The sequence below is a fragment of the Falsiruegeria mediterranea M17 genome, from assembly GCF_900302455.1.
GTDB classification, from domain to species: domain Bacteria; phylum Pseudomonadota; class Alphaproteobacteria; order Rhodobacterales; family Rhodobacteraceae; genus Falsiruegeria; species Falsiruegeria mediterranea.
Genome location: NZ_ONZG01000001.1, coordinates 238,920 through 261,431, shown reverse-complemented (window position 1 = coordinate 261,431; position 22,512 = coordinate 238,920). Strand labels below are relative to the sequence as shown.

Annotated in this window: 24 protein-coding genes; 8 read left to right on the top strand and 16 right to left on the bottom strand. The window is 59.7% G+C overall.

The features are described 5' to 3' along the window. Positions 1-125: 125 nt before the first annotated feature. From TRM7615_RS01335 to mbfA, 5 genes are all read right to left on the bottom strand, one after another. Positions 126-578: a YaiI/YqxD family protein gene (locus TRM7615_RS01335; protein WP_108785112.1), complete on the bottom strand. Its 453-nt coding sequence runs from the start codon at positions 576-578 to the stop codon at positions 126-128. Next, positions 575-2,026 (bottom strand): Si-specific NAD(P)(+) transhydrogenase, encoded by a 1,452-nt coding sequence (gene sthA, locus TRM7615_RS01330; protein WP_108785111.1) that lies wholly within the window; start codon positions 2,024-2,026, stop codon positions 575-577. The genes TRM7615_RS01335 and sthA overlap by 4 nt, the downstream gene beginning before the upstream one ends. A gap of 3 nt (positions 2,027-2,029) precedes the next feature. Next, positions 2,030-2,863 carry an S-formylglutathione hydrolase gene (gene fghA / locus TRM7615_RS01325; RefSeq protein ID WP_108785110.1) on the bottom strand — a complete coding sequence of 278 codons (834 nt, stop codon included), beginning with the start codon at positions 2,861-2,863 and terminating at the stop codon, positions 2,030-2,032. A 93-nt stretch (positions 2,864-2,956) separates the two neighbouring features. After that, positions 2,957-3,886: an AEC family transporter gene (locus tag TRM7615_RS01320; RefSeq protein ID WP_108785109.1), complete on the bottom strand. Its 930-nt coding sequence runs from the start codon at positions 3,884-3,886 to the stop codon at positions 2,957-2,959. Positions 3,887-4,030: 144 nt separating this feature from the next. Next, positions 4,031-5,005 carry an iron exporter MbfA gene (gene mbfA / locus TRM7615_RS01315; RefSeq protein ID WP_108785108.1) on the bottom strand — a complete coding sequence of 325 codons (975 nt, stop codon included), beginning with the start codon at positions 5,003-5,005 and terminating at the stop codon, positions 4,031-4,033. A gap of 131 nt (positions 5,006-5,136) precedes the next feature. On the opposite strand from mbfA, the gene TRM7615_RS01310 reads away from it, so the two are divergent. Next, positions 5,137-5,754: a TetR/AcrR family transcriptional regulator gene (locus tag TRM7615_RS01310; RefSeq protein ID WP_108785107.1), complete on the top strand. Its 618-nt coding sequence runs from the start codon at positions 5,137-5,139 to the stop codon at positions 5,752-5,754. A gap of 15 nt (positions 5,755-5,769) precedes the next feature. Here the strand turns inward: TRM7615_RS01310 and TRM7615_RS01305 are convergent, their stop codons facing one another. Next, positions 5,770-6,087, bottom strand: a complete 318-nt coding sequence (locus tag TRM7615_RS01305; RefSeq protein WP_108785106.1) for a luciferase domain-containing protein — start codon at positions 6,085-6,087, stop codon at positions 5,770-5,772. A gap of 104 nt (positions 6,088-6,191) precedes the next feature. Next, entirely contained in the window at positions 6,192-7,304 is a 1,113-nt protein-coding gene (locus TRM7615_RS01300) for an S-(hydroxymethyl)glutathione dehydrogenase/class III alcohol dehydrogenase (RefSeq protein WP_108785105.1), read from the bottom strand. Between the two features lie 128 nt (positions 7,305-7,432). On the opposite strand from TRM7615_RS01300, the gene TRM7615_RS01295 reads away from it, so the two are divergent. Beyond that, positions 7,433-7,720: an I78 family peptidase inhibitor gene (locus TRM7615_RS01295; protein WP_108785104.1), complete on the top strand. Its 288-nt coding sequence runs from the start codon at positions 7,433-7,435 to the stop codon at positions 7,718-7,720. Here TRM7615_RS01295 and TRM7615_RS01290 read toward each other — a convergent pair. After that, positions 7,717-8,328 (bottom strand): c-type cytochrome, encoded by a 612-nt coding sequence (locus TRM7615_RS01290; RefSeq protein ID WP_235823989.1) that lies wholly within the window; start codon positions 8,326-8,328, stop codon positions 7,717-7,719. The genes TRM7615_RS01295 and TRM7615_RS01290 overlap by 4 nt on opposite strands. Here TRM7615_RS01290 and TRM7615_RS01285 point away from each other — a divergent pair. Together TRM7615_RS01285 and TRM7615_RS01280 are read left to right on the top strand one after the other, a co-directional pair. After that, positions 8,248-9,900, top strand: coding sequence for a DUF6504 family protein (locus TRM7615_RS01285; RefSeq protein ID WP_108785102.1), 1,653 nt, complete (start codon positions 8,248-8,250; stop codon positions 9,898-9,900). The two genes, TRM7615_RS01290 and TRM7615_RS01285, sit on opposite strands and share 81 nt — an antisense overlap. A gap of 82 nt (positions 9,901-9,982) precedes the next feature. Continuing rightward, positions 9,983-10,333 carry a DUF2794 domain-containing protein gene (locus TRM7615_RS01280; protein ID WP_108785101.1) on the top strand — a complete coding sequence of 117 codons (351 nt, stop codon included), beginning with the start codon at positions 9,983-9,985 and terminating at the stop codon, positions 10,331-10,333. Between the two features lie 6 nt (positions 10,334-10,339). Here the strand turns inward: TRM7615_RS01280 and TRM7615_RS01275 are convergent, their stop codons facing one another. From TRM7615_RS01275 to TRM7615_RS01265, 3 genes are all read right to left on the bottom strand, one after another. Next, positions 10,340-11,080 carry a C40 family peptidase gene (locus tag TRM7615_RS01275; protein ID WP_108785100.1) on the bottom strand — a complete coding sequence of 247 codons (741 nt, stop codon included), beginning with the start codon at positions 11,078-11,080 and terminating at the stop codon, positions 10,340-10,342. Beyond that, entirely contained in the window at positions 11,077-12,459 is a 1,383-nt protein-coding gene (locus tag TRM7615_RS01270) for a leucyl aminopeptidase family protein (protein WP_108785099.1), read from the bottom strand. The genes TRM7615_RS01275 and TRM7615_RS01270 overlap by 4 nt, the downstream gene beginning before the upstream one ends. Before the next feature lie 65 nt (positions 12,460-12,524). Next, positions 12,525-12,914 carry a hypothetical protein gene (locus tag TRM7615_RS01265; RefSeq protein WP_165821337.1) on the bottom strand — a complete coding sequence of 130 codons (390 nt, stop codon included), beginning with the start codon at positions 12,912-12,914 and terminating at the stop codon, positions 12,525-12,527. 215 nt (positions 12,915-13,129) lie between these two features. On the opposite strand from TRM7615_RS01265, the gene TRM7615_RS01260 reads away from it, so the two are divergent. Further along, positions 13,130-13,663 (top strand): SRPBCC family protein, encoded by a 534-nt coding sequence (locus tag TRM7615_RS01260; protein WP_108785098.1) that lies wholly within the window; start codon positions 13,130-13,132, stop codon positions 13,661-13,663. After that, complete coding sequence (locus TRM7615_RS01255; protein ID WP_108785097.1) at positions 13,660-14,166, top strand: hypothetical protein; 507 nt, start codon at positions 13,660-13,662, stop codon at positions 14,164-14,166. The genes TRM7615_RS01260 and TRM7615_RS01255 overlap by 4 nt, the downstream gene beginning before the upstream one ends. 61 nt (positions 14,167-14,227) lie before the next feature. Here TRM7615_RS01255 and TRM7615_RS01250 read toward each other — a convergent pair whose 3' ends face one another. Together TRM7615_RS01250 and TRM7615_RS01245 are read right to left on the bottom strand one after the other, a co-directional pair. Then, on the bottom strand, positions 14,228-15,250 hold the full coding sequence (locus TRM7615_RS01250; RefSeq protein WP_108785096.1) for an aspartate-semialdehyde dehydrogenase: 1,023 nt from the start codon (positions 15,248-15,250) through the stop codon (positions 14,228-14,230). A 95-nt stretch (positions 15,251-15,345) separates the two neighbouring features. After that, positions 15,346-16,518, bottom strand: a complete 1,173-nt coding sequence (locus tag TRM7615_RS01245; protein ID WP_108785095.1) for an MFS transporter — start codon at positions 16,516-16,518, stop codon at positions 15,346-15,348. Between the two features lie 125 nt (positions 16,519-16,643). Between TRM7615_RS01245 and TRM7615_RS01240 the strand changes: the two genes are divergently transcribed. Next, a complete protein-coding gene (locus tag TRM7615_RS01240; RefSeq protein ID WP_235823988.1) occupies positions 16,644-17,810 on the top strand; it encodes a DUF3095 domain-containing protein in 1,167 nt (388 codons plus the stop codon). Here the strand turns inward: TRM7615_RS01240 and TRM7615_RS01235 are convergent. Further along, complete coding sequence (locus tag TRM7615_RS01235; protein WP_108785093.1) at positions 17,800-18,579, bottom strand: HpcH/HpaI aldolase family protein; 780 nt, start codon at positions 18,577-18,579, stop codon at positions 17,800-17,802. The two genes, TRM7615_RS01240 and TRM7615_RS01235, sit on opposite strands and share 11 nt — an antisense overlap. Before the next feature lie 216 nt (positions 18,580-18,795). Here TRM7615_RS01235 and hpaR point away from each other — a divergent pair, with 216 nt between their 5' ends. Continuing rightward, positions 18,796-19,233 (top strand): homoprotocatechuate degradation operon regulator HpaR, encoded by a 438-nt coding sequence (hpaR, locus tag TRM7615_RS01230; protein WP_108785092.1) that lies wholly within the window; start codon positions 18,796-18,798, stop codon positions 19,231-19,233. Positions 19,234-19,347: 114 nt separating this feature from the next. On the opposite strand, the gene TRM7615_RS01225 is transcribed toward hpaR, so the two are convergent. Both TRM7615_RS01225 and TRM7615_RS01220 read right to left on the bottom strand, forming a co-directional pair. Further along, positions 19,348-20,301 carry a dihydrodipicolinate synthase family protein gene (locus TRM7615_RS01225; RefSeq protein WP_108785091.1) on the bottom strand — a complete coding sequence of 318 codons (954 nt, stop codon included), beginning with the start codon at positions 20,299-20,301 and terminating at the stop codon, positions 19,348-19,350. After that, positions 20,298-22,418 (bottom strand): xanthine dehydrogenase family protein molybdopterin-binding subunit, encoded by a 2,121-nt coding sequence (locus tag TRM7615_RS01220; protein WP_108785090.1) that lies wholly within the window; start codon positions 22,416-22,418, stop codon positions 20,298-20,300. The genes TRM7615_RS01225 and TRM7615_RS01220 overlap by 4 nt, the downstream gene beginning before the upstream one ends. Positions 22,419-22,512 lie beyond the last annotated feature (94 nt).

The following is a 22,512-nucleotide window of genomic DNA, read 5'->3' as shown; positions in this document are numbered from 1 at the left end:
AAGACGGGTGCCGATGTTCAACCCAAGATATCGAAAAGGTGCGACCGCACCGCCAACGGCGGTGCCCGGCCCAACGTGAAGGGTAGCATCTGTGATGCTGCCTTGACGGGCGGGAGCGCCACCGATTATCTGCGGGCTGCCCTCAACTCGCGTTCTAGGGCATCCAGAAAGCGCGAGCGGTCTGCTTTGGTGAACCCTTTGCCGCTGCCGCCCGCTCCCAACGGGTTGGCGGCGCGCAGGTCGGCCATCAGGTCTCGCATCGCCAATTGTTGACCGATGTTGGCCTGGGTGAAGGCCTCGCCGTTGTGGCGCAGCACCCGCGCGCCTGCCTCGATGCACTTGGCGGCCAAAGGGATGTCCCCGGTCACCACAACGTCGCCAGGGACACAGCGATCTGCGATCCACATGTCAGCCACATCCGAACCCTCGGCCACGATGACCGTCTCGACCAGCGGGTTGGGGGATGGTCGCAACCCGCCGTTCGAGACGACGTACATCTTGACCCGATGCCGGTTCGCGACTTTCTCGGCCTCCGCCTTGACCGGGCAGGCATCGGCATCGATGTAGAGTGCGGTCACGTCTCCGCTTTCTTGTCTTTGGCTTTGGGCGCGCGCTTGACCTTGAACTCTTCCGGAATGGGCATCCGGTTGAAGGCATCAAGCCCAGCCACCTTATAGGCTTCTGCCAAAGTCGGATAGTTGAAGGTGTTCTGGACAAAATAGTCCACCGTCCCCTTCAGGTTCATCACCGCTTGCCCGATGTGAATCAACTCGGTCGCGCCTTCGCCAACGATCTGAACCCCCAGAACGCGCCGTGTCTTGAGGCTGAGGAGCATTTTCAGCATCCCGTGTTCCAGCCCCATGATGTGCCCGCGTGAGGTTTCGCGGAACCGTCCCACGCCAACCTCATAGGGAATGCCACGCTCTTTCAGCTCTTCCTCGGACATGCCGCAGGTGGACATCTCGGGCACCGAATAGATGCCATAGGGATACCAAGGACTCTCCGGCAGGGTCGGCGTTTCCAGCGCATGACAGGCCGCCACACGCCCCTGTTGCAGCGAGGTCGAGGCCAGTGAAGGGTGCCCGATCACATCACCGGTGGCATAAATATGCGGCACAGCGGTCTGATAGGTCTTGCGGTTCACCTCGATCCGGCCGCGATGATCCGTTTCTAGCCCGATTGCATCGAGGTTCAGCGAATCCGTGGCACCCATGCGTCCGGCCGCAAAGAGCAGCATTTCACCACGTACGTGACGCCCGTTTGCAAGGCTGACCTCGACATGGGTTCCTGCGTCTTCGATCTTTTCAACGGGCGATCCAAGGCGCAGATCGACACCGTTTTCTCGGATCTGATGCGTGAACTCGTGGATCAATGTCCGATCGATGAAGTCCAGGAAACTGTCGCGCGGTTCGATCAGGGTCACACGCACGTCAAGCGCCGAAAACATGGTGGCATATTCCACCCCGATCACGCCGGCACCAATCACCACCAACGAGCGCGGGATTTCTTCCATCTCAAGGAAATGATCGCCATCAACCACAGTCTTGCCGTTGAAGGGCACATAGTCCGGGCGATACGTTTTGGTGCCTGTCGCGATCAGAAACTTGGCTGCGGTCAGGCGTGTGGTTTCACCCGCTTCGGTGGCAACTTCAACCTCGTTCGGACCAACAAACTTGGCCCGCCCGTTCAGCGTGTCGACATGGTTGCGGTTGAACTGATGTTCCAGCACGTCGACCTCGTGATCGAGGGTCATGTGCAGGCGCGCCTTCAGGTCTTCGGCGTGAATCTCATCCTTGACCCGATATGACCGGCCATAAAAGCTGCGCTCGCGCCAGCCAGACAGGTTCAGGACGGTCTCACGCAACGTTTTGGATGGGATGGTGCCCGTGTGGACGGAAACACCTCCCAATCGGTCTTTGCGGTCAATCACCAGCACTCGGCGTTTCAGTTTGCCGGCCTGGATCGCGGCGGCCCGACCTGAGGGGCCGGACCCGATGATGATCAGATCATAGTCGAACTCAGCCACGGATCAGGCCCCGTAAAGTGCTTCGGCATGGAAGATCACGTGGTCCTCCATGAAGGTCGAGACAAAGAAATAGCTGTGATCGTATCCAGGCTGTAGGCGTACAGTGGCCTGTTGGCGGCGGGCTGCGATGGCGGTCGACAACGCCTCGGGGCGCAGCAGGTCGATGAACTGGTCGCTGGTGCCGGTGTCGATCAGAATCGGCCCTTCAAAGCCCGTCTCGGCCATCATCAGCGAAGCATCGTGCTTGGCCCACAACGCCTCGTCATCGCCCAAATAAGCAGACAGCTGCTTGCGGCCCCAGTCGGCGCCCGTCGGGTTCGAGATCGGCGCAAAGGCCGAAACCGAGCGGTAACGGCCCGGCAGGTTCATCGCCAATGTCAGTGCACCATGGCCGCCCATGGAATGGCCGGTGATCCCTTGGCGGTCCGCGTCGATGGGAAAGTTCTCAATAATTAGCGCCGGTAGCTCTTCAGCGATGTAGTCCCACATGTTGAAATGCGGCGCCCAGGGCTCTTGCGTGGCGTTGACGTAGAATCCCGCGCCCTGACCCAGGTCATAGTCGTCGTGATCGGCCACGCCTTCACCGCGCGGCGAGGTGTCGGGGAAGACCAGTGCTATGCCATGCTCGGCGGCCCAGGCTTGTGCGCCCGCTTTGGTCATGGCGTTTTCGTGGGTGCAGGTCAGGCCAGAGAGATACCACAGCACCGGCACAGGACCGTCCTTGGCCTCGGCCGGCAGGAACAGACCAAAGGTCATGTCACATTTGCACGCGTCCGAGGCGTGAAGGTACACGCCTTGGGTGCCACCAAAGCAGGTGTTTTCGGAAAGGGTTTCCATGGCTGTGGTCCTTTGCATTGTCGATTGTCCCATCGCTAACGGGCGGGGACGATTGCGTCCAGTGGGCGATACGGGATTTTGTTCAAGCTTATCTTATGGTGTGCCCAACCAGGCAATAAAGAGCGGCACCGAGAGGATGCTGAGCGACGTGGACACCAGTATGGCAGCCGAGGCGCGATGTGGGGCGACACCATAGTGCGCGGCGAGCATGTAGACGTTGCCTGCCACCGGCAGCGCGGCGGCGGCGATGGCCACAGACATTGAAAACTGCGTCGTTGGGAACAGGAAGAAGAGCGACAGGGCCACCAGCACCGGGTGGATAGCCAGCTTGCACAGGCTGAGCCATCCGGCGATGTGAATGCGTTCGGCGGATTTGCTGGCCAGCGATGCGCCGATGGCAAAGAGCGCACCGGGTGTGGCGGCCCCGCCGAGAATGACGAGAAAGTCGTTGAGTGGTGGGGGGGTCGGCACACGGAACGCGGACCAGAGCAGACCCGCTGTGATCGAGACGATCATGGGGTTGCGCAAAAGCCCGGCGCCAATCAGACGAAAGGTCGTGAGCGTAAGCTTTCCGTCGCGGCCACCGTTGATCAGGATGACGATCAGCGAGGAAAACACCACCAGATCGACCGAGAGAACCAGCATCACGGGGCCTATCGCGGCCTCCCCAAACAAGACGGCAAGCATCGGCAAGCCCAGGAAACCCACGTTGCCGATGGCGGCGCATTGCGCCTCGACCGCGGCTGTGGGGATGTCGAGCCCGCGCAAGTAGGCCACAAAGGTTGCAATGGCGTAGACGCCAAGCGTGCCGACCAGGTAGCCTGAGATCAATTGTGCGTCAAAGATGTCTGAGAAGGGCAGGTTGGCGGCAAAGCGGAACAGCATTGCCGAGAGGGCAAAGAAGAAAACGAACTTGGTGAGGTATGCGGTCGCCTCTTCGGTGAAAAACCGTGAGCGCCCGGCCCAGTAGCCCAGGCCGATGATCACGAAGAAGGGAAGGGTGCGCAGGAAAATTTCGCCCATGCGCAAGTGCTAGCGGGTTCTGCGGAAATTGCAATGTTGCGTCGGGGCAGGGGTGCTCCCGTCCGTCGTCGGTGCCCTTTGCGGGGCACCTCCTCCCGTTGGGCCGGGCGCCTCGCCTGCGGCGAGGCGCTACACCGCAGAACGCTAGCCGCTGCCAATCAGGATACCGGCGCCAAGCACAAGAGCCCCACCGAGCACCACTTGGAAGGCGGCGCGAAAAAACGGGGTTTCCATGTATCTGTTCTGAATCCACGCGATGGCCCACAGCTCGACAAAGACGATCAGGATCGCCAGCGTCGTCGCGGTCCAGAACTCGGGGATCAGATAGGGCAGGGCGTGCCCCAGACCGCCAACCGTTGTCATCACACCGGAGGCAACCCCCCGCTTGACCGGAGAACCGCGCCCTGACAGTTCTCCATCGTCCGAGGCCGCTTCGGTGAACCCCATCGAGATCCCGGCCCCAACCGAGGCCGCCACGCCCACCAGAAATGTCGTCCAGGTGTCTTGCGTGGCAAATGCGGTCGCAAAGATCGGTGCCAGCGTCGACACCGAGCCATCCATCAAGCCGGCCAGACCGGGTTGAACCCATGTCAGGATGAATTGTCGCTTGGCCTGTCCCTCTTCGCTGGCGCGACTGTCATCATCCAGCAGAGTATCTTCCAGATCGCTGGCTGTTGTCTGGTGTTGTGCTTCAGCGGCCGCCAAATCACCAAGCAACTTGCGCGTGGCACTGTCTTGCGTGCGCGCTGCTGCGGTCAGGTAAAACTGTTCTGCGGCGGACTCCATCGCCGCCGCCTCTGCACGGATCTTGTCAACGCTCATGTTTTCGATCAGCCAGACCGGCCGTCGGGCGTAGGCACCGGCAACGTGTTCGCGCCTGATCAACGGAATCACCGAACCGAACCGCTGCTCGTGCAGTGCAATAAGGGCCGCGCGGTGGTCGTCCTCTTCCCGGGCCATTCCGTCGAACATCTTGGCGGTGGTCGGAAAATCGGCGCGCAGGGTTTCTGCATACCCGCGATAGATGCGGGCATCATCCTCTTCCGAAGAAATCGCCAAGGCGATGATCTCTTGCTCGGTCAGATCGCCGAACCGTTTACGATGAGGAAAAAAGCGCATGGGTCACCTGGTTTAGAATTATTCTAAATTACGCGTGAAGCAATGAGTTTCAACCCCCTTCGTAATTTAGAATCGTTGAAACTGAACTGAACGGTTTATAAATAGGGGCAGCTACGATCACAGGAGTGCCCATGACCCAAGCCGCCACAATCTTGCGCACCGGCCGCAAATTCGACCAGGTGCTCCGTGGCGCACGCGAGGTTTTCATGGCGGATGGCTTCGAAGGCGCCAGCGTTGACGAGATCGCGCGCGAGGCCGGCGTGTCCAAGGCGACGCTGTACAGTTATTTCCCTGACAAACGCCTGCTGTTCATGGAGGTCGCGCAGACTGAATGCACGCTGATGTCGGAAAAGATCATGTCCATGATCGACGAGAGCCTGCCTGTCCGCGATGTCCTCATGCTGACAGCGGTGCAGGTGATCACATTTCTGACGTCCGAGTTTGCCCAGCAGGTATTCCGCATTTGTGTGGCCGAGCGTGACCGCTTTCCCGAATTGGGTCGTGCATTTTATGCGGCAGGTCCTGAAAACGGGCGGGAACGGATCAGCGAGTACCTTAAAAAGGCCGTCGATGCCGGAGAACTCAAGATCGACAACATTCCGATGGCGGCCGAGCAGTTTTCCGAACTCTGCAAGGTAAAGCTTTGGACCCGCGCGGTTTTTGGCATCCAGAACCAGTTTACCGACGCCGAGATTCGCGATGTGGCGGGGCATGCTGTGGACATGTTTCTAGCTCGCTATGGGGTGTGAGGGCCGCGAGGCGCCTTAAATGCTTTCGTAACAGGCCTGTTGCACCAGCCGGGCCACTGCTGGCACCCCTGCCTCATCCTTGAATTCCACCCCGATCCAGCGGGAGTTTTGTGACCGTTTGGGATGAATGCGGGCCGAGACCTCGCGCGACAGCGCTTCTTGGCGGATGATCTTGGGCGACAGGCGCAGGTCCAGGATGTTCTCAGCGTGGAAATGTGCGACCTCCCTGCCGTGGTAGTTCAGACAGATGAGATGGGTGTCCTTCCACCGATCGATGGTGAGGCTGGGGATTTGGGTCAGCTGCTGTTCCAGCGCGTGGCGTAGTGGGGTCATGATGCCCTCCGCGGGGTCAAGCTAATCCAAAGAATCCACCATCCGGAACAAATAAAGGAGGCCCGTTGCCGAGCCTCCTTACTAATCTTCAGGTCATCGTTGGATCAGTAGAGTACCACCGACCGGATCGACTCGCCCGCGTGCATCAGGTCAAAGCCCTTGTTGATGTCGTCCAGGCCCATGGTGTGGGTGATCATCGGGTCGATTTCGATTTTGCCTTCCATGTACCAGTCGACGATCTTGGGCACGTCGGTCCGGCCGCGTGCGCCGCCGAATGCGGTGCCGCGCCATGACCGGCCGGTGACCAGCTGGAACGGGCGGGTCGAGATTTCGGCCCCTGCGGGCGCCACGCCGATGATGATCGATTCACCCCAGCCCTTGTGCGCCGCTTCCAGCGCAGTGCGCATCACACCCACGTTGCCGGTTGCGTCAAATGTGTAATCTGCGCCGCCCTTGGTCAGGTTAACCAGATAGGGCACCAGATCGCCTTCAACTTCGGACGGGTTGACGAAATCGGTCATGCCGAAACGGGCGGCCATCTCGACTTTGGCGGGGTTAAGGTCGACGCCAACGATCTGATCTGCACCCGCCAGACGCAGGCCCTGGATCACGTTCAGGCCGATGCCACCCAGACCAAAGACGATGGCGCGGCTACCGATTTCTACTTTGGCGGTGTTGATGACCGCGCCGATGCCGGTGGTTACACCACAGCCAATGTAGCAGATCTTGTCGAATGGTGCGTCTTCACGGACCTTGGCCAGCGCGATTTCGGGCAGGACGGTGTGGTTCGAGAAGGTCGAGCAGCCCATGTAGTGCAGGATCGGATCGCCATCGAGTGTCGAAAAGCGTGAGGTGCCGTCAGGCATCAGGCCCTGGCCTTGGGTTTCGCGGATCGCTTGGCACAGGTTGGTCTTGCCGCTCAGGCAATATTCACACTGGCGGCATTCCGGGGTGTAGAGCGGGATCACGTGATCGCCCGGCTTGAGGGAGGTGACGCCTGGGCCAACTTCGACAACAACGCCTGCGCCTTCGTGACCCAGGATTGCGGGGAACAGCCCCTCTGGGTCGGCACCGGACAGGGTGAATTCATCGGTGTGGCAAATGCCGGTGGCCTTGATCTCGACCAGAACCTCGCCCGCTTTGGGGCCTTCGAGGTTTACGTCCATGATTTCGAGCGGTTTACCGGCCTGAACGGCGACGGCGGCGCGGGTACGCATGCTGTAATCTCCCTGCTAGTGTTCTTTTGACCCTGCGTTAATCTGCGGGTGTTTTCAACTGTCGTTTCGTGCCAAGGTTCCGGACAAAAGAACCCGACATTACCGACATTTATATAATGGGAGCGCCAATGAAACGGATTTTGTTTGCCTGCATTCTGGTCTCGGCCTGTGATACCACTCAAGTTCCGGATGACACTGGCGTGGCCGAGGAAGCCCCTGCAATCGATTTGTCGATGTGCAAGATGCAGGACTTGTCAGACCGGATTGGCCAGCCGGTTGCTGATATCCGATCTTTGCTGCCAGAAGGAACTCGTGTTCTCGCGCCAAACAGCGTTGCCACGCAGGACTATCGCCCAACTCGAGCCAATGTCTATGTCGATGACAAGGGAACGATCATGCGGATTGCTTGCGGTTAGGGGTTTTTTCGAAAGCTTTGATGACAGGACAGGCAGGCGTTGATCATGGGAGGCAATGTCTGCCTGAGTTTGTTCAGATTTCGGGTATTCAATCCTTTTGCGGCCTTGCGCGCCTGCTTTGTTTGAATTTTGAACGAACCCCACTGCGTCCAGATGCGCGGACTTGCGTTTGATGCTGGATCATCAGGGTTTCTTCGGAACTTTCCTGCGGTTTGGCGCGTGTTTTCGATCAGGACGCGCCGTGCAATGCCCGCGCGTGCGCGGTCAAATCTTTCCCGCCCCGAAGCCATTGCGCCCAGTGTTCCGATGGCCAGCTTTGAACTGCGCATAAGGGCGATGCGTTCGATGACCTGGGGATGTTCGACTGCGATGATATCCTCGGCGTTTGCGGACCCTAATCCAAGCAAGGACATCATGACCAACGCGGTCAATGTGCGTTGGGTCGGTGTGACTCGACTCGATACGTGATTCCAGATTATAGAACAAAAGTAGAACAAATAACTGCCTGCCCCGTTGTTGCCTGTCCCATGTCCAACCGCCGAATCCTTTCCCTCTGGTTCCCGCGTCTTGGTGCGGAGCGGCTGGTGCGCGCCGCCCGTGGTCTGCACGAGGGGCCGTTGGCCGTCGTCGAAGAACAGTCCAACATGCAGGTTATCACCGCGTTAAATTTGGCCGCGCAGCAGGCAGGTTTGCGTGTGGGACAGCCCGTGCGCGATGCCCATGCCATGTGTGGCGGGCTGATCACGCGCATTCGCAATGTCCCGGCCGAGGCGGCGTTTCTGACTGCGTTGCGACGGTGGGCAGGCAAGTTCAGCCCCTGGGTGGCCGAAGAAGCCCCGGACGCTCTGGTCGTCGATCTGAGCGGCTGCGCACATCTGTTCGGAGGTGAAGCAGCGCTGCTGGATGTCCTGCAGACCGATTGCGCCGACATGGGGCTGTCGGTGCAGATGGGCATTGCCGATACCCTGGGCGCGGCCTGGGCCTTGGCCCGGTTTGCCGGACAAGAGGCCGGATCGGATCGCAATGGTGACGCCATCAGCCAAGAGGCGCGCGCGACCCGGGCGCGGGCAGGTAAACGGCGGCATTGGACCAAGGGTGGCGTCGCTCCGCAAGTGGTCACCGCAGGGGGCGGAGCGCGGATTGCCGGGCCGGGACAGACTTATGGCGCGCTCAGCCCGCTGCCGGTGGCGGCCTTGCGGTTGGATGATGCCACGGTGGCTCAGCTGGGGCGTTTGGGGTTACGCCGGGTCGGGGATTTGCTGGGGCAACCGCGCGCCAGTCTGGCGCGTCGGTTCGGCAAGGGGCTGGTGTTGCGGTTGGATCAGGCTATGGGCAGCGCACCCGAGCCGGTCTCTCCGGCGCGACCGCATGTGCAGTTTGCGGTGCGGATGACCATGCCTGACCCCATCGGGCTGAAAGAGGATCTGATGGCCGGGATCGACCGCATCCTGCCAAACCTTTGTGCCAAGCTCGAGACCAAGGGTATGGGCGCGCGTCAGATCCGGCTTGAGGCGCATCGCACCGATCAGGCGGCAGAGGTGTTGAGCGTGGGGCTTGCCCGACCGTCACACGACCCACACCGCATCCGGCCGCTGTTGGAACTCAAGATCGATCAGATCGACGCAGGCTATGGCATCGACATGCTGCGGCTGATGGCGGTGCAGGTCGAGCCGGTTCATGCCCGCACTCTGGCCGGGCACGCCGATGCCAGTCGTGCGGTGCGTGACCGGCTTGCAGGTAATACCGCGGTGGATGATCTGATCGGCAAGCTGGGCGCTCGAGTGGGGCTGGATGCAATCACGCGCCTGCATCCGGCCTCGTCCCATATCCCCGAGAAAACGGCCCAGACCCTGGCAGCGGCCTGGTCGGAACCGGCGCAGGATTGGCCGCGCCCGCCCACGCCGCGCCCCGTTCTGATGTGGCAGCCCGAGCCGGTCATGGCCCCCGACACGCCCACAGTGCCGGATCGCTTTCGCTGGCGGGGCCGCGACTGGACCCTGGCCGAGGCGCGGGGGCCGGAACGGATCGCACCGGAATGGTGGCTGGACGATCCGAATTGGCGCAGCGGGGTGCGGGATTATTGGGTTGTGGTGACCGAACAGGGGCATCGGTTGTGGCTCTATTTTGGGCATGGCGGGGCGATGTCGTCGGGGTGGTTCTGTCAGGGCAGCTTTGCGTGACAGGGCGCGCTTTGGGTCACAGATACGCGCGGAAAATCGCGACAGGCTTGATTAACAGATCATTTGCGGCGAACGTATAACCATGAACATGCAGCCTCCTAGCCCATTTTCGCCGGGGTCGGCCGACACACAAGTCGCCTTTGACCGGCGCGAACTGTCAGTCATTCTTTCTGTCTATGGTCGGATGGTCGCCGCCGGAGAGTGGCGGGATTACGGTATTTCCAGCCTGCGCGAGATGGCGGTGTTTTCGGTCTTTCGCCGGACAGCTGAGCACCCGCTTTACCGGATCGAAAAACGCCCCAAATTGCGCAACCGGCAGGGGATGTATTCGGTCGTGGCAATGGACGGACAGATCCTGAAACGGGGTCAGGACCTGAAAACGGTTCTACGCGTGCTGGAACGCAAACTGATCCGGGCTGTCAATCTGGATTGACCCCAATCACAACCGTTTATGCGATGTTACAGAGCCATCACCCTGCGCCTCGATCCGCGCAATGGCGGGCCTCAGCGGTTCAAACCGAACCGCCATGTGATGTGCATTTGCGTGCAGCAAGGTTGCCGCGTCATAAACCCAGGCCACATGCCCCTTCCAGAACAACAGATCCCCTTGCTGCGGTGAGGTACCTGCAGGCAGCGCCTGCCCAACAGCGCATTCCTGATCGCCGCTGTCGCCGGGGCAGGGGATACCGCAGGCCAGCAACCCGACCTGGATCAGCCCAGAACAATCGAGCCCCAAGCGGCTGTTGCCGCCCCACAGGTAAGGTGTGCCCAGAAACATCTTGGCCACGGCTATCGGATCGCTTTCCAAACTGTCTGCCGCGACCAGATGCTGTTTTGGAATGTGCCCGAATTCGGTTTCGACAAAGGCGTCGCTCTCACCTTTTGCTGTGATCAGACTGCCAAAACTCAAAGACAGGAGGTCCGGCGATTTCATGTTGGCATCGGCATAAGCATGGGTGGCCAATGTGTTTATTCGATGGGTGGGTACTTGGGCTTTGGCGATCACATCTTGGGGAACAAACCCCTTGTACCCGTCTTTGGCGGCGCGCACATTGATCCACGCGCCGTCATGCCCAATCACTTCGCAGGTGTCACCCAGCAACAGCTGGCGGTCCCGCGGCCCGTCGGGTGCGCGAAGCAGATCAACAACCGGCTTCGCGATCTGGAGACGCTCGGTCATAGGCCCAGCATCTGTGGCAACGCCTCGATCAATGCGCGGGGGCCTTGTCCGAAGCCACCTTTGGAACGGCCCGGCGCCTTGGTTGGTTGCCAGCAGTAGATGTCGAAATGCATGTAGGGTGTTTCCGTCACGAAACGGCGCAGGAACAGCGCCGCCGTGATCGAGCCTGCAAACCCACCGCTGGGCGCATTGTCCAGATCGGCATAAGCCGGTTCGATCATCGTCTCATAGGGCTCATGGAATGGCATGCGCCAGACCGGATCGGCGGCTTTGGTCGCCGCAGCGGACAAGATCTGTGCGGTGGCATCATCGTCGGTGTAGAACGGAGCCAAATCAGGGCCGACTGCGACCCGGGCCGCGCCAGTGAGTGTGGCCATCGACAGGATCAAGTCCGGCGCGTCCTCATCCGCCAGGGCCAGAGCGTCAGCCAGCACCAACCGACCTTCGGCGTCGGTGTTGTTGATCTCGACCGTCAGCCCCTTGCGCGATGTCAGGATGTCGCCAGGGCGAAAGGCATTGCCCGCGACCGCGTTTTCGACCGCTGGGATCAGTACCCGCAGTTGCACCGGCAATTCCAGCGCCATGATCATACGCGCCAGACCCAAGACATTGGCGGACCCGCCCATGTCCTTTTTCATCAAGGCCATCGCAGCGGCAGGCTTCAGGTCCAGTCCGCCGGTATCAAAACAGACCCCTTTGCCGACAAGCGTCAGCCTGGGCCCCTTGGAACCCCATCGCATGTCGATCAGGCGCGGGGCCTGATCCGAGGCACGGCCAACCGCATGGATCATTGGAAAGTTCTGTTCCAGCAGCGCGTCGCCAATGGTTATGTCGCAGCTTGCCCCGAACTCATCCGCCAGCGCTTCAGCCGCCTGCTGCAAGTGCTCAGGCCCCATGTCAGAGGCCGGTGTGTTGACCAGATCGCGGATCAAACCTTCGGCTTGCGCCAATGCTTCGATCCGTTGGGCATCCACCGTGGAGGGCGCGACCAAAGCGGCCTTGGCGCCAGAGACCTGCTTGTACCGGTCAAAGGCATAGCCGGTCATCAGCCAGCCGAAACACTCGGCTGCCAGAGTATCTGCATCCAGACCTGAGATCAGGTCATAGGTGCCTTCAGGCAAGGATTGCGCGGCAGTGGCCAGAACGAACCGTTTGCGGGCTCGTGCCTTGGCCGTGCCAAAGCCTGCAACCGCCATGTCGGCGCGCCCGTCCTCCCCGGGGATCAAAACGGCTTGTCCGATCGCTCCGGTAAAGCCCGAAGTTGCCAACCAGTTCTTGGTCGCATCCGGTTGTTCGGCCACCCAATCCTCGAACCCATCCTGATCCACTACATGCAGTGGCAAGGTTGTTTTGGTGCGGGCGGCAAAACTTAAGGACATGACAGGCTCTTGCGTTGGGGATGGTTCGGGCAGAGTACCTGCCCCACCCCGGTCCGCAAGGTCTGTCAGACCGAAAGATCCTGCAAATCCCACACCGCCGTCAGCGAGCGTTCGCCGACCCGGATCAGGCGGAACAAAGTGGCGCTGGTGGCCACATGGTCCACGGCATCGATGGTTGCAGTCACGTCCCCGGCCACACGGGCCATCGCCGTCATGCCGATCTGCTCCGAGATCGCGATCAGCGAGCGCGCGCTTTTGCGCAGACCTTGCCAATCTTGCTGCCGCCAAAGTCGTTCGCAATGAGACAGGCGCACGGCAAGCTCTTCGATGGCACGGCAGACCACATCTTCGGCCCCGGCATCGCCAAGCTGACGATACAGATGGCCCAGGCTGTCTTGATCCAGGCGCACGGATTCAGTTTGTACAAGCGTTGTAATATTTTCCACCACAGTCACCCTAAAGTCTTTGTACCCCCACGGCACATGACCCATCCTTCGGTGACAGAAGTTTTCAAAAGGTTGCCAAGGCGTTTGTTAATATTTCGAATTTTTGTTCAATTTGAACGCTCAGCGGAGTTTGACATGGTGATGAAACGAACGGCCCTGACGTTGCCCGAAGATTTTGATTCCTGATACTCTGTCAGTATCATTCCCTTAGCGAGTACCCAGAGATGAAACTGATCAAACGCGTTCTTCTAACCCTTGTGGTTGTCATTGCTGCTTTGGTGGCTGTCTCATATCTCTTGCCGGGACAGGCAGTTGTGTCGCGCTCGATCACCGTCAACGCCCCGGCTGATGCCGTCTTTCCACATGTGAACTCGATGCAGGCGACCGAAGCCTGGTCGCCTTGGCTGTCGCGTGATCCCGAAACCAAGTTGACGTATTCCGGGCCCGAGACGGGCTTGGGCAACACGTTGTCCTGGGCGTCCGATCACCCGCAGGTCGGCGCAGGCACGCAAGAGATTGTCGAGAGCGTCGAAAACCAACTGGTCCGCACCGAATTGGATTTCGGTCCAATGGGAACAGCCACCGCCACGTTTGATCTGCAAACCGAAGGGGCTGGCACCACTGTGACTTGGGGCTTCCGGTCAGAGCTGGGTATGAACCCCATCTCGCGTTGGATGGGGCTCATGATGGATGATTGGGTTGGTGGGGACTATGAAACCGGGTTGGCCAATCTAAAGAAACTGGTGGAGATGAAATGAATGAAAAAGGGAAATTGGAGGATCACCTTCGCAACAGCCTATCGCAGTCGGCATATGATCTCTTTGTCGTTTTTGGACGGTTTGAATATGCAATGAAAAGAGGTGGATTTCGAAGACAGAACCATGCCCAAGCGGCTTGGGAAACGTTTGCACGTGACCTGCCAGATCAGTTTTTTGACAGAATGAGGGCCGATGCTCAGACCGAGGCATTTATTGATCGCCCACCAAGAACAACGGGAAGTGATGGTGGAGGAGGGGTCGACTGGTTGGCAAACCTGGACATACCCCAAAATTGCGAAGATCTTTTTGAGTGTGTCAAAACCGTTAGAAACAATCTGGTACATGGCGACAAATGGCGGGACTGTGACAGAGATGAGCGACTGATACAGGCCGCGCTTTTTGTGTTGAATGAAGCCTACCGCGAAATCAGAAAGTGCAGTGAATTTGACCAGTTCCTCGAAAACTTGAACCTGGCGTTCCAGCGGGCGGAAGCCCCAGATTGAAAAAGCCCCGCCTGTTCTGGCGGGGCTTTGTGTTCTCTGAAACTGTTTTGAAAGTGGGGGCTTAGCCCTTTTTCAAGACCTCACGGCCCAGCAGTTCTGCGATCTGTACGGCGTTCAGGGCCGCGCCCTTACGCAGGTTGTCGCTAACACACCACAGGTTGATGCCGTTTTCGATTGTGCTGTCCTGACGGATACGGCTGATGAAGGTGGCAAAGTCGCCCGCGCATTCGATGGGCGAGACGTAGCCGCCGTCTTCGCGCTTGTCGATCACCATGATGCCGGGTGCTTCGCGCAGGATGTCGCGGGCTTCGTCCTCGTCCAGGAACTCTTCGAACTCGATGTTAACGGCCTCGGAGTGGCCAACGAACACGGGAACGCGGACGCAGGTCGCTGTGACCTTGATCGACGGGTCGACGATCTTTTTGGTTTCAACCACCATCTTCCACTCTTCCTTGGTCGAGCCGTCTTCCATGAAGACGTCGATCTGCGGAATGACGTTGAACGCGATCTGCTTTTGGAACTTCTTCGGCGGCACGTCCGATGTGGGGTTGTAGACCGCTTTGGTCTGATCCCACAGCTCGTCCATGCCTTCTTTGCCCGCGCCCGAAACCGATTGATAGGTCGAGACGACAACGCGCTTGATCTTGGCGCGGTCGTGCAGCGGCTTCAGCGCGACAACCATCTGCGCGGTCGAGCAGTTGGGGTTGGCGATGATGTTCTTCTTGGCGTAGTCGTGGATCGCCTGCGGGTTGCACTCGGGTACGATCAGCGGAATGTCCGGGTCGTAGCGATAGAGCGAGCTGTTGTCGATCACGGTACAACCGGCCGCCGCCGCCTTGGGCGCATAGACCTTGGTTGCTTCGGAACCCACGGCGAACAGCGCCATGTCCCAACCAGTAAAATCAAAGGTATCCAGATCCTGAGTCGTGAGTGTCTTATCGCCAAAGCTTACTTCGGTACCCAGCGAACGGCGGCTGGCCAGAACGGCGAGCTCGTCCACGGGAAACTGGCGCTCGGCCAGGATGTTCAGCATTTCGCGGCCCACGTTGCCAGTGGCGCCGACGACGACGATGCGATAACCCATTTTCTTTCTCCAGATATCCCGGTCTTATGACCGGCGGCGGTTCCATACAGCGAAAGTGGCCGGGGGGAAAGAGGTATGGGGGCAAAAGAGCCGTGTCAGTCCACACTGTCGCGGCTGAATAGGTAGATCACCAGACCGGCGGCCAACGTGACGGCAAAGAACCCGAATATGATCACATAAGGTGTTCCGGGTGTGGCGGCTGTGGCGCCCTCGTGCAAGTGCCCCGAGGCGATCTGCATGACCCCAACGCCACCGATACCAAAGAGGTTGAGCAGGGTCACACCGCGCCCGACCAGATGCGCGGGCACAAATGCACGACCATGGGCCATGATGACGGGGAAGGTGGCCCCAGTGAACCCGATTACCGCTAGCAGAACAACCGAGGTCCAGACGCCCTGGTCAATCCACAGGCACAGCACGGCCAAGGCCACGGCGGACAACAGGTTACCGCCAAAGATCACCCATTTGCGTGTACCCAGGATGCGGTCCAGCGGGCCATAGACAAAGGTGCCTGCAATCATCGCGGCCCCCATGACCAGCGTGGCTTGTCCAATCTGCCCGGTCGACAGGCCAAACACGTCGGACAGATACGGACCAGCCCAAAGGCCCCGTATCGCGCCGGATGGGGCGTAGGCCACGAACATCAGCGGTAGAATGGCCCAAAGCGCAGGCAGTTTCAGCAGGTCGAGCAGCGACCCTTTCTCTTCTGTTTCAACGGGTTCAGGGTCCTTGACTGTCAACCAGATGCCCAGGGCAACCAGGCCGGACAAAACCGCCAACCCCATCAGCGTGCTGCGCCAGCCGATCAACTCGACGGCCAGGGCGGTGGGGTAAGAGGCAACCAGATTACCGCTTGAACCTACGCCCAGCATCAGCGCGGCCAGGGTGGCAAAGCGCGCCGGAGGATAGTTGCGGGCAAAGATATAGTAGGACGCCATAAGCACAGGCGAGCATCCGATCCCGATCAGGACCATCGACAGGCTCACGTGAATGGGGGTTGTGGCCAAGGCAAACAAAACTGCACCGCCGCTGCCGCCTGCGAGCAAAAGCACCGCAGCCGTACGTCGCGGACCGATCTTGTCCAGCGCCAAACCCACCGGCAGTTGCATCGCGGCAAAAGTCAGGAACCAGAGGCCGGACGCAAAGGCCAGATCATCGGGACTTGCTCCAATATCCTGGTTCAACACACCGGCAAGCACGGCCAGAAAGGCGCGGAAGAATTGGCTCAGCACGTAAGCCAGACATAATATGATCAACCCTACCTGCATGTGACAGCCCTCTGCATGACTCCTCGGGCAGATGGGTGACATGTTAACCAACCATGCACAAGCCCGTGTGTTTTGTTGCAATAGCGCGACAATGCGACCGCGCGCGTTAACTTCGGCGAATGAACGTGCACGAGCAGATACCCGAAACGCAGGCGCGAACCAGCGCGCGATTCTATGAGGCGCTGGACATAACGGCGAGCTTCGACGTGCTGACCGAGCCGTCGCACTACAAGCCGGTTCCGAATGATTGGTTCGTGGGTACCGCGGACATTGTTAACTCCACAGGCGAAATTGCAAATGGCCGCTACAAAACCGTTAACATGGTGGGTGCTGCTGTGATCTCGGCCATTGCCAATGCCATTGGCAGCAATACGTTTCCGTATGTGTTCGGTGGGGACGGCGCGTCTTTTGCGTTGCACGTTTCACAGCGCGAGATCGCAGAGCGAACGCTGGCTGATCTACGCCGTTGGGCATCGGAAAAGTTTGACATCGAACTGCGCGCGGCGATTGCTCCGGCGCCTGACATTCGTAAGGCTGGTGTCGATGTGCGGGTCGCCCGGTTTGCGGCCTCCAGCGGAGCGGACTATGCGATGTTTGCCGGTGGTGGTCTGGCCTGGGTCGACGAGCAGATGAAGGCCGGGCACATGATGGTTGGCCTTTCTGATCCCGGGGCCGAGCCTGATCTGACCGGATTGTCTTGCCGATGGACCAACGTGCGGGCTGAACAGGGGGAAATCCTGTCCCTGGTGGTTCTGCCAACATCTGGCGCGTCCGAGCGTGACTTTGCCGACATCGCGCAAAGAGTTGTACAGACCATTGGCGGTTTGAACCGGGCAGGTCATCCTGTTCCGGTCAACGGACCGCGGGTTGGTTGGTCTTCACCCGGTCTGAACCTCGAGGCGCATTCGCTGCGGGGGCATATGCCGGTCTGGCTATTCAAATGCAGTTTGTTCTTCAAAACGCTGTTCAGTTGGACCTTGTTCAAGACAGACCTCAACGTGGGTTCGTTCGATCCGATGCACTACAAACGTATGCTCAGCGCCAACGCGGATTATCGCAAGTTCGAAGACGGGCTCAAGATGACGCTGGATTGCGACCCCAATACCCGCGCGAGGATCGAGGCGATCCTATCCAACGCCGAAACACGCGGCAAAGTCCGCTATGGGTTGTTTGCCCAGTCCGAGGCGATGGTTACCTGTTTCGTACCCTCGGCCATGCAAGACGACCACGTGCATTTCATCGACGGGGCGGCTGGCGGCTATGCGCAAGCCGCCGCACAGCTTAAGACTTAGCTTTTTCTTTCCACTGCTTGGCCAGTGCCCGCGCGTGGTTTGCGAGAATGAGCACGTCGATTCCAACCGCCAGAAACTGCGCCCCCATTTCCAGATAAGACTGTGTCGATTCCTCGGCCACACCCAGAATGCCGGGCGCCTTGCCTGCCGCCTTGATCCGTTTTAGCGCGTCGGCGATCGCTGCGCGCACCTCGGGCGCGGTGCTGTCGCCTTGGAACCCCATGTCGGTGGACAGATCCGCCGGTCCGATAAAGACCCCGTCGATGCCGTCAACGGTCAGAATTTCGTCCAGCGCCTCCATCCCGGCGCGGTTTTCGACTTGGACCAACAAGCAGATTTCTTGGTCTGCAGTCTGGATATAGTCAGAGGTCGAGCCGAACATGGTGGCCCGAGCTGCCATCGCGCCGACACCCCGGGTGCCGTGCGGTGGGTACTGACAGGCCCTCACCAATTCGCGCGCTTGGTCTGCGGTTTCGACAATCGGAACCAGGACCGTTTGTGCGCCCGCATCCAGCACCTGTTTGATGATCCAAGTCTCGCCAATGGGCACGCGCACAACCGGGTGCGACGCGCTGGCGGCCAATGCAATCAATTGATCGCGGATCGAGCGGATGTCGTTGGGCCCGTGCTCGCCGTCCACCACCAGCCAATCGAACCCGGCAGTGCCCATTATTTCCGCGCAGGCGGGTTCAGCAAGGCTCATCCAGCATCCGATCTGCGTTTCGCCTCGGGCTAGGGCCTGTTTAAACGGGTTAGCTGGCGCTGACATTGCGGAACCTTTCTGTGGTGTGAGATTTCAGATGCTGTGGGGTAAACATGTCGGATCTTGCGCGACGTTAAACGGGTGGGAAACGCGTTGTCCATAGAGTGTCACTTGTTGTTTCGGAAATGCCCGGATCGCTGCAGGAATTGCGCATAGCGGTGTGTGGAATGCTGCGAAACACTCTACAGTTGAACTGCGGAACCTAATCTGTGACAGTTGGACATGACCAGTTCCGACCGGAAAATTTCGCGTTCTTTGCCGATCATGCTGTTGCGTGGGCGGGAAAAGGTGATGGGGCCGATCCGTGCCATGCTGGCCGATGTGGACATCACAGAACAACAATGGCGTGTGCTCAGGGTGCTGACCGAAGAAGGTGCGCAGGACCCGACGCATATTGCGCAAAAGGCCTGTCTGTTGCTGCCCAGCCTTACCCGTATCCTGCAAAAGTTGGAGGAGAAGGGGCTGATCCATCGACATCCCGACCCCCAAGATGGGCGCAAGCAGATCGTCGAAGTGACCGAGACAGGCGCAAACATCATTCGCGAGAACCTGGGCACCAGCATCGAACTGACCCGGCAGTTGCGCGATCAGATGGGGGAGGATCGGTTCGAATTGCTGCTTGATTTGCTCAATGAGCTTGATGGCCTCAAGGAAACGTGATCGCCACAATTGCACTTGGCAAATGATGTGAAAAACGTGGCCGAGGAGGGCAATTCCGGGCCACGTATTTTTGTTAGCATAGGAATCAATGCCAGGTGATTCCCCAACCCTAGGTCACAGTTTCAGACCGCAGCCTTCGAACGCTTCACGCGTCGCCGCCTTTTCGGCGTCGGTCAGTTGCAATAGGGGCGAGCGCACCGGGCCGCCCACCTGACCCAGCAGTTCTTGCCAGTATTTGCCGTGCGCTTGCGGTTTGCCGCCGGGTTTCGTGCGTTTGATGGCCTCTCGCACGGGCTCCAGGCTGTCGCGCACTTTGCGGGCTTCGGCGAATTTCCCTTCAAACGCCAACCGGGTGTATTGGTTCATCCGCTGATCGTTCTTTGTCTGTATTTGATACGGCGGGGACGAACAGAGGTAGAGCTTCCAATCCAGCTCTTCGATGTTGTCCAGCCATTCGGCCTCGGACGCGGTCGAGACGTGGATCTTGTCACCAACCAGATGGGTCAGTTTCACATACATCTCACGCGGAACCGAGTACTTGATGGCGACGATGTTGGGCAGATCGGCCACCCGCGCGCAAAGCTCGGGCGACATCAGGTAACCGCTGTCTGGGTGGCTCCACATGGCGATCCCGATATCGGCGCGGTCGCAAAGTTCCTTATAGTAGTTGTAAACCGTGTCGTCCTGATCGGTGACAAAATGCAGGATCGGCGCGTGCACCACCACATAGTCGGCGCCGCAATCCTGAGCGTGCTTGGCCAGTTCCACCACGGTGTCAAAGTTTTGGTCCGAGGCAGACATGATCGTGCCAGCCTTGCCGTCACATTCTTCGACGGCGATCTCGAAATTCCGTTTCCGCTCGTCCAGTGACATGGAAAAGAACTCGCCCTGTTTGCCGGCGATGAACAGACCCTGGATGTCCAGATCGTCCACCCAATGGCGGATGTTCGAGCGCAGCCCGGCCTCGTTGAACGACCCGTCCGTGTTAAACGGGTTGAGCGCGGCGGCCCAGATCCCGCGCATGTTCTCGCGGGCGTAATCCTTGGCGTCGAGTTTCGAATACTTCATGGGCTAGGTCCTTCTTTGGCCTCTTGCATCGCCTGCCAGAGGGAATGTGCAGTCAGCGGCATGTTCAGGTCGGTCACGCCCAGCGGGCTGAGCGCGTCGATGGCGGCGTTCAGAATGGCGGGCGGCGCGCCGATGGTTCCGGCCTCGCCTACGCCCTTGGCCCCCAGTGCGTTGAGCGGACTGGGGGTTTCGAACGTGCGCATCGCCAGCGATGGAACGTCATCTGCGCGCGGCATGGCGTAATCCATGAACGATCCGGTCAACAGTTGCCCGTCCTCGTCGAACACCACCTGTTCCATCAGGGCCTCGCCCAGGCCTTGAGCAAAACCGCCCTGAACCTGCCCCTTGACCAGGTCTGGGTTGATGATGCGGCCGGTGTCATCGACGCAGGCGATCTTTTCGACTGTGGGTGTCCCGGTTTCGGCGCAGATCGACAGCATCGCCAGATAGGCGCCATAGCCCCAAGCCTGGCCTTCGTTTTCGTAACGTACTTCGGACGTCAGCGGCAGGGATTGGCCCTGATCAAGGCGCACACGGATGTCTTCGCAGGCCTTCATTACGGCGCTGCCGCCGATGGCGGTTGATCTGCTCGCAAGCGCGCCGATCCCTTCGGGACAAGTACCAGTGTCGCCGCAACGGACAGTGATCTGTTCCATCTCCACCCCAAGCGCATCTGCCGCGATCTGGGCAAAAACCATCTCGCGCTCGTGGCCTTGCGAGGAACTGCCGCTGTCCACCTGCACGGTGCCGTCGGTATTCATCTTGACCCGCGCGCTTTCCCAACCGGCACCCGACGGCTCAACATAGAAACACACGCCAATGCCGACCAATTCGCCAGCAGCGCGGCGGCGGTCGCGCTCCATCTTAAACGCGTCATAGGCGGTGTGATCCCGCAACTGGGTCAAGGCGCTGGGGTAGTCGCCGGAATCGAGCAGGTTTCCAGTGGCCGTGGCATGGGGCAGTTGATCCGAGGGCAAGAGGTTCTGCAGGCGCAGGTCAATTGGATCGCACCCAAGGGCCCTGGCCGCCTTATCCACCAGACGTTCCATCAGGCAGTTCGCTTCGGGCCGCCCGGCGCCGCGGTAGATACCCGTAGGGCCGACCCGCCGCTGGATGGCTTTGGTTTCTATATCCAGCGTCCCGACCTTGTAACCGGTGGGCAGCAATCGCGCCGCATTCCAAGCCGTGATCAAACCGCTGTTTGGCAGCCAAGCGCCAACGGGGGCATCAATGCGCGCGTCGAGTGCAAGGAAGTTGCCCTGATCATCTACAGCCAGCCGCCCGGTGCTGCGCACGCCGCGCCCATGGGTGGCGGACAGGAACTCTTCGGACCGGGTGGCGGTCCATTTCACGTTGCGCTTGTGGGTGAAGGCGGCCCAGACGGCAAAGACCTCTTCGGGGTAGATCGACCCCTTCATTCCAAACGCCCCGCCCACGTGGGTGGCAATGACCCGGATGCGGTTGGGGTCGATGTCCAAAATACGACTGAGCTCTGACCGCGACCGATGCGGCGTCTGGGTCGAATGCCAGGCTGTCACGGTATCTGTCTCAGCATGAAAAGCGACCGAAATTGTGCGCGGTTCCATCGGATTGGGAGCGAGACGCGGGTGCTGCAATGCAACCTCAACCACATGTGCTGCGGTGGCGAAATGGTCCGTCACATTGCCATCGGTCCATTTGTCGGCGGCAATTGTTTGCAGCGGTGTGGGGGCACCCTCGTCCAGATCGGCGAAAATGAGTTCTGCTGCTTCCATCGCCTGAGAAGGGGTGTCTGCCAAAACGGCGGCAATAGGTTGGCCGACGCTTTCAACCTGCGATCTGGCCAGGACAGGATAATCCAACGGATGCAGCAGCGGGATCACCTGATTTACGGCCAAGGTGTCGAAGTCCGAGACATCCGCGCCCGTGTGGACGGCCAAAACCCCCTCGCTCTCGCGGGCGTCTTCCACGTTCAGGGACGTGATCCGACCAAAGGACACCGGGCTGCGGTGAAAGGCAACGTAAAGCGGCGCATCCAGTTTGACGTCATCAGCATATTGACCCTGTCCGCGTAACAGCACTGGGGCTGCGCGGGTAGGGGCCGAGGTTCCGACATGTTTCGACGTAGACGCGGGCATACGCACTATCCGGGTTCATGTTTCGTTACCGAGACCTGACCACGAAGCAGCACGCAGGCAAAATACAAAGATGAAAAACAGATATAACAGGAAT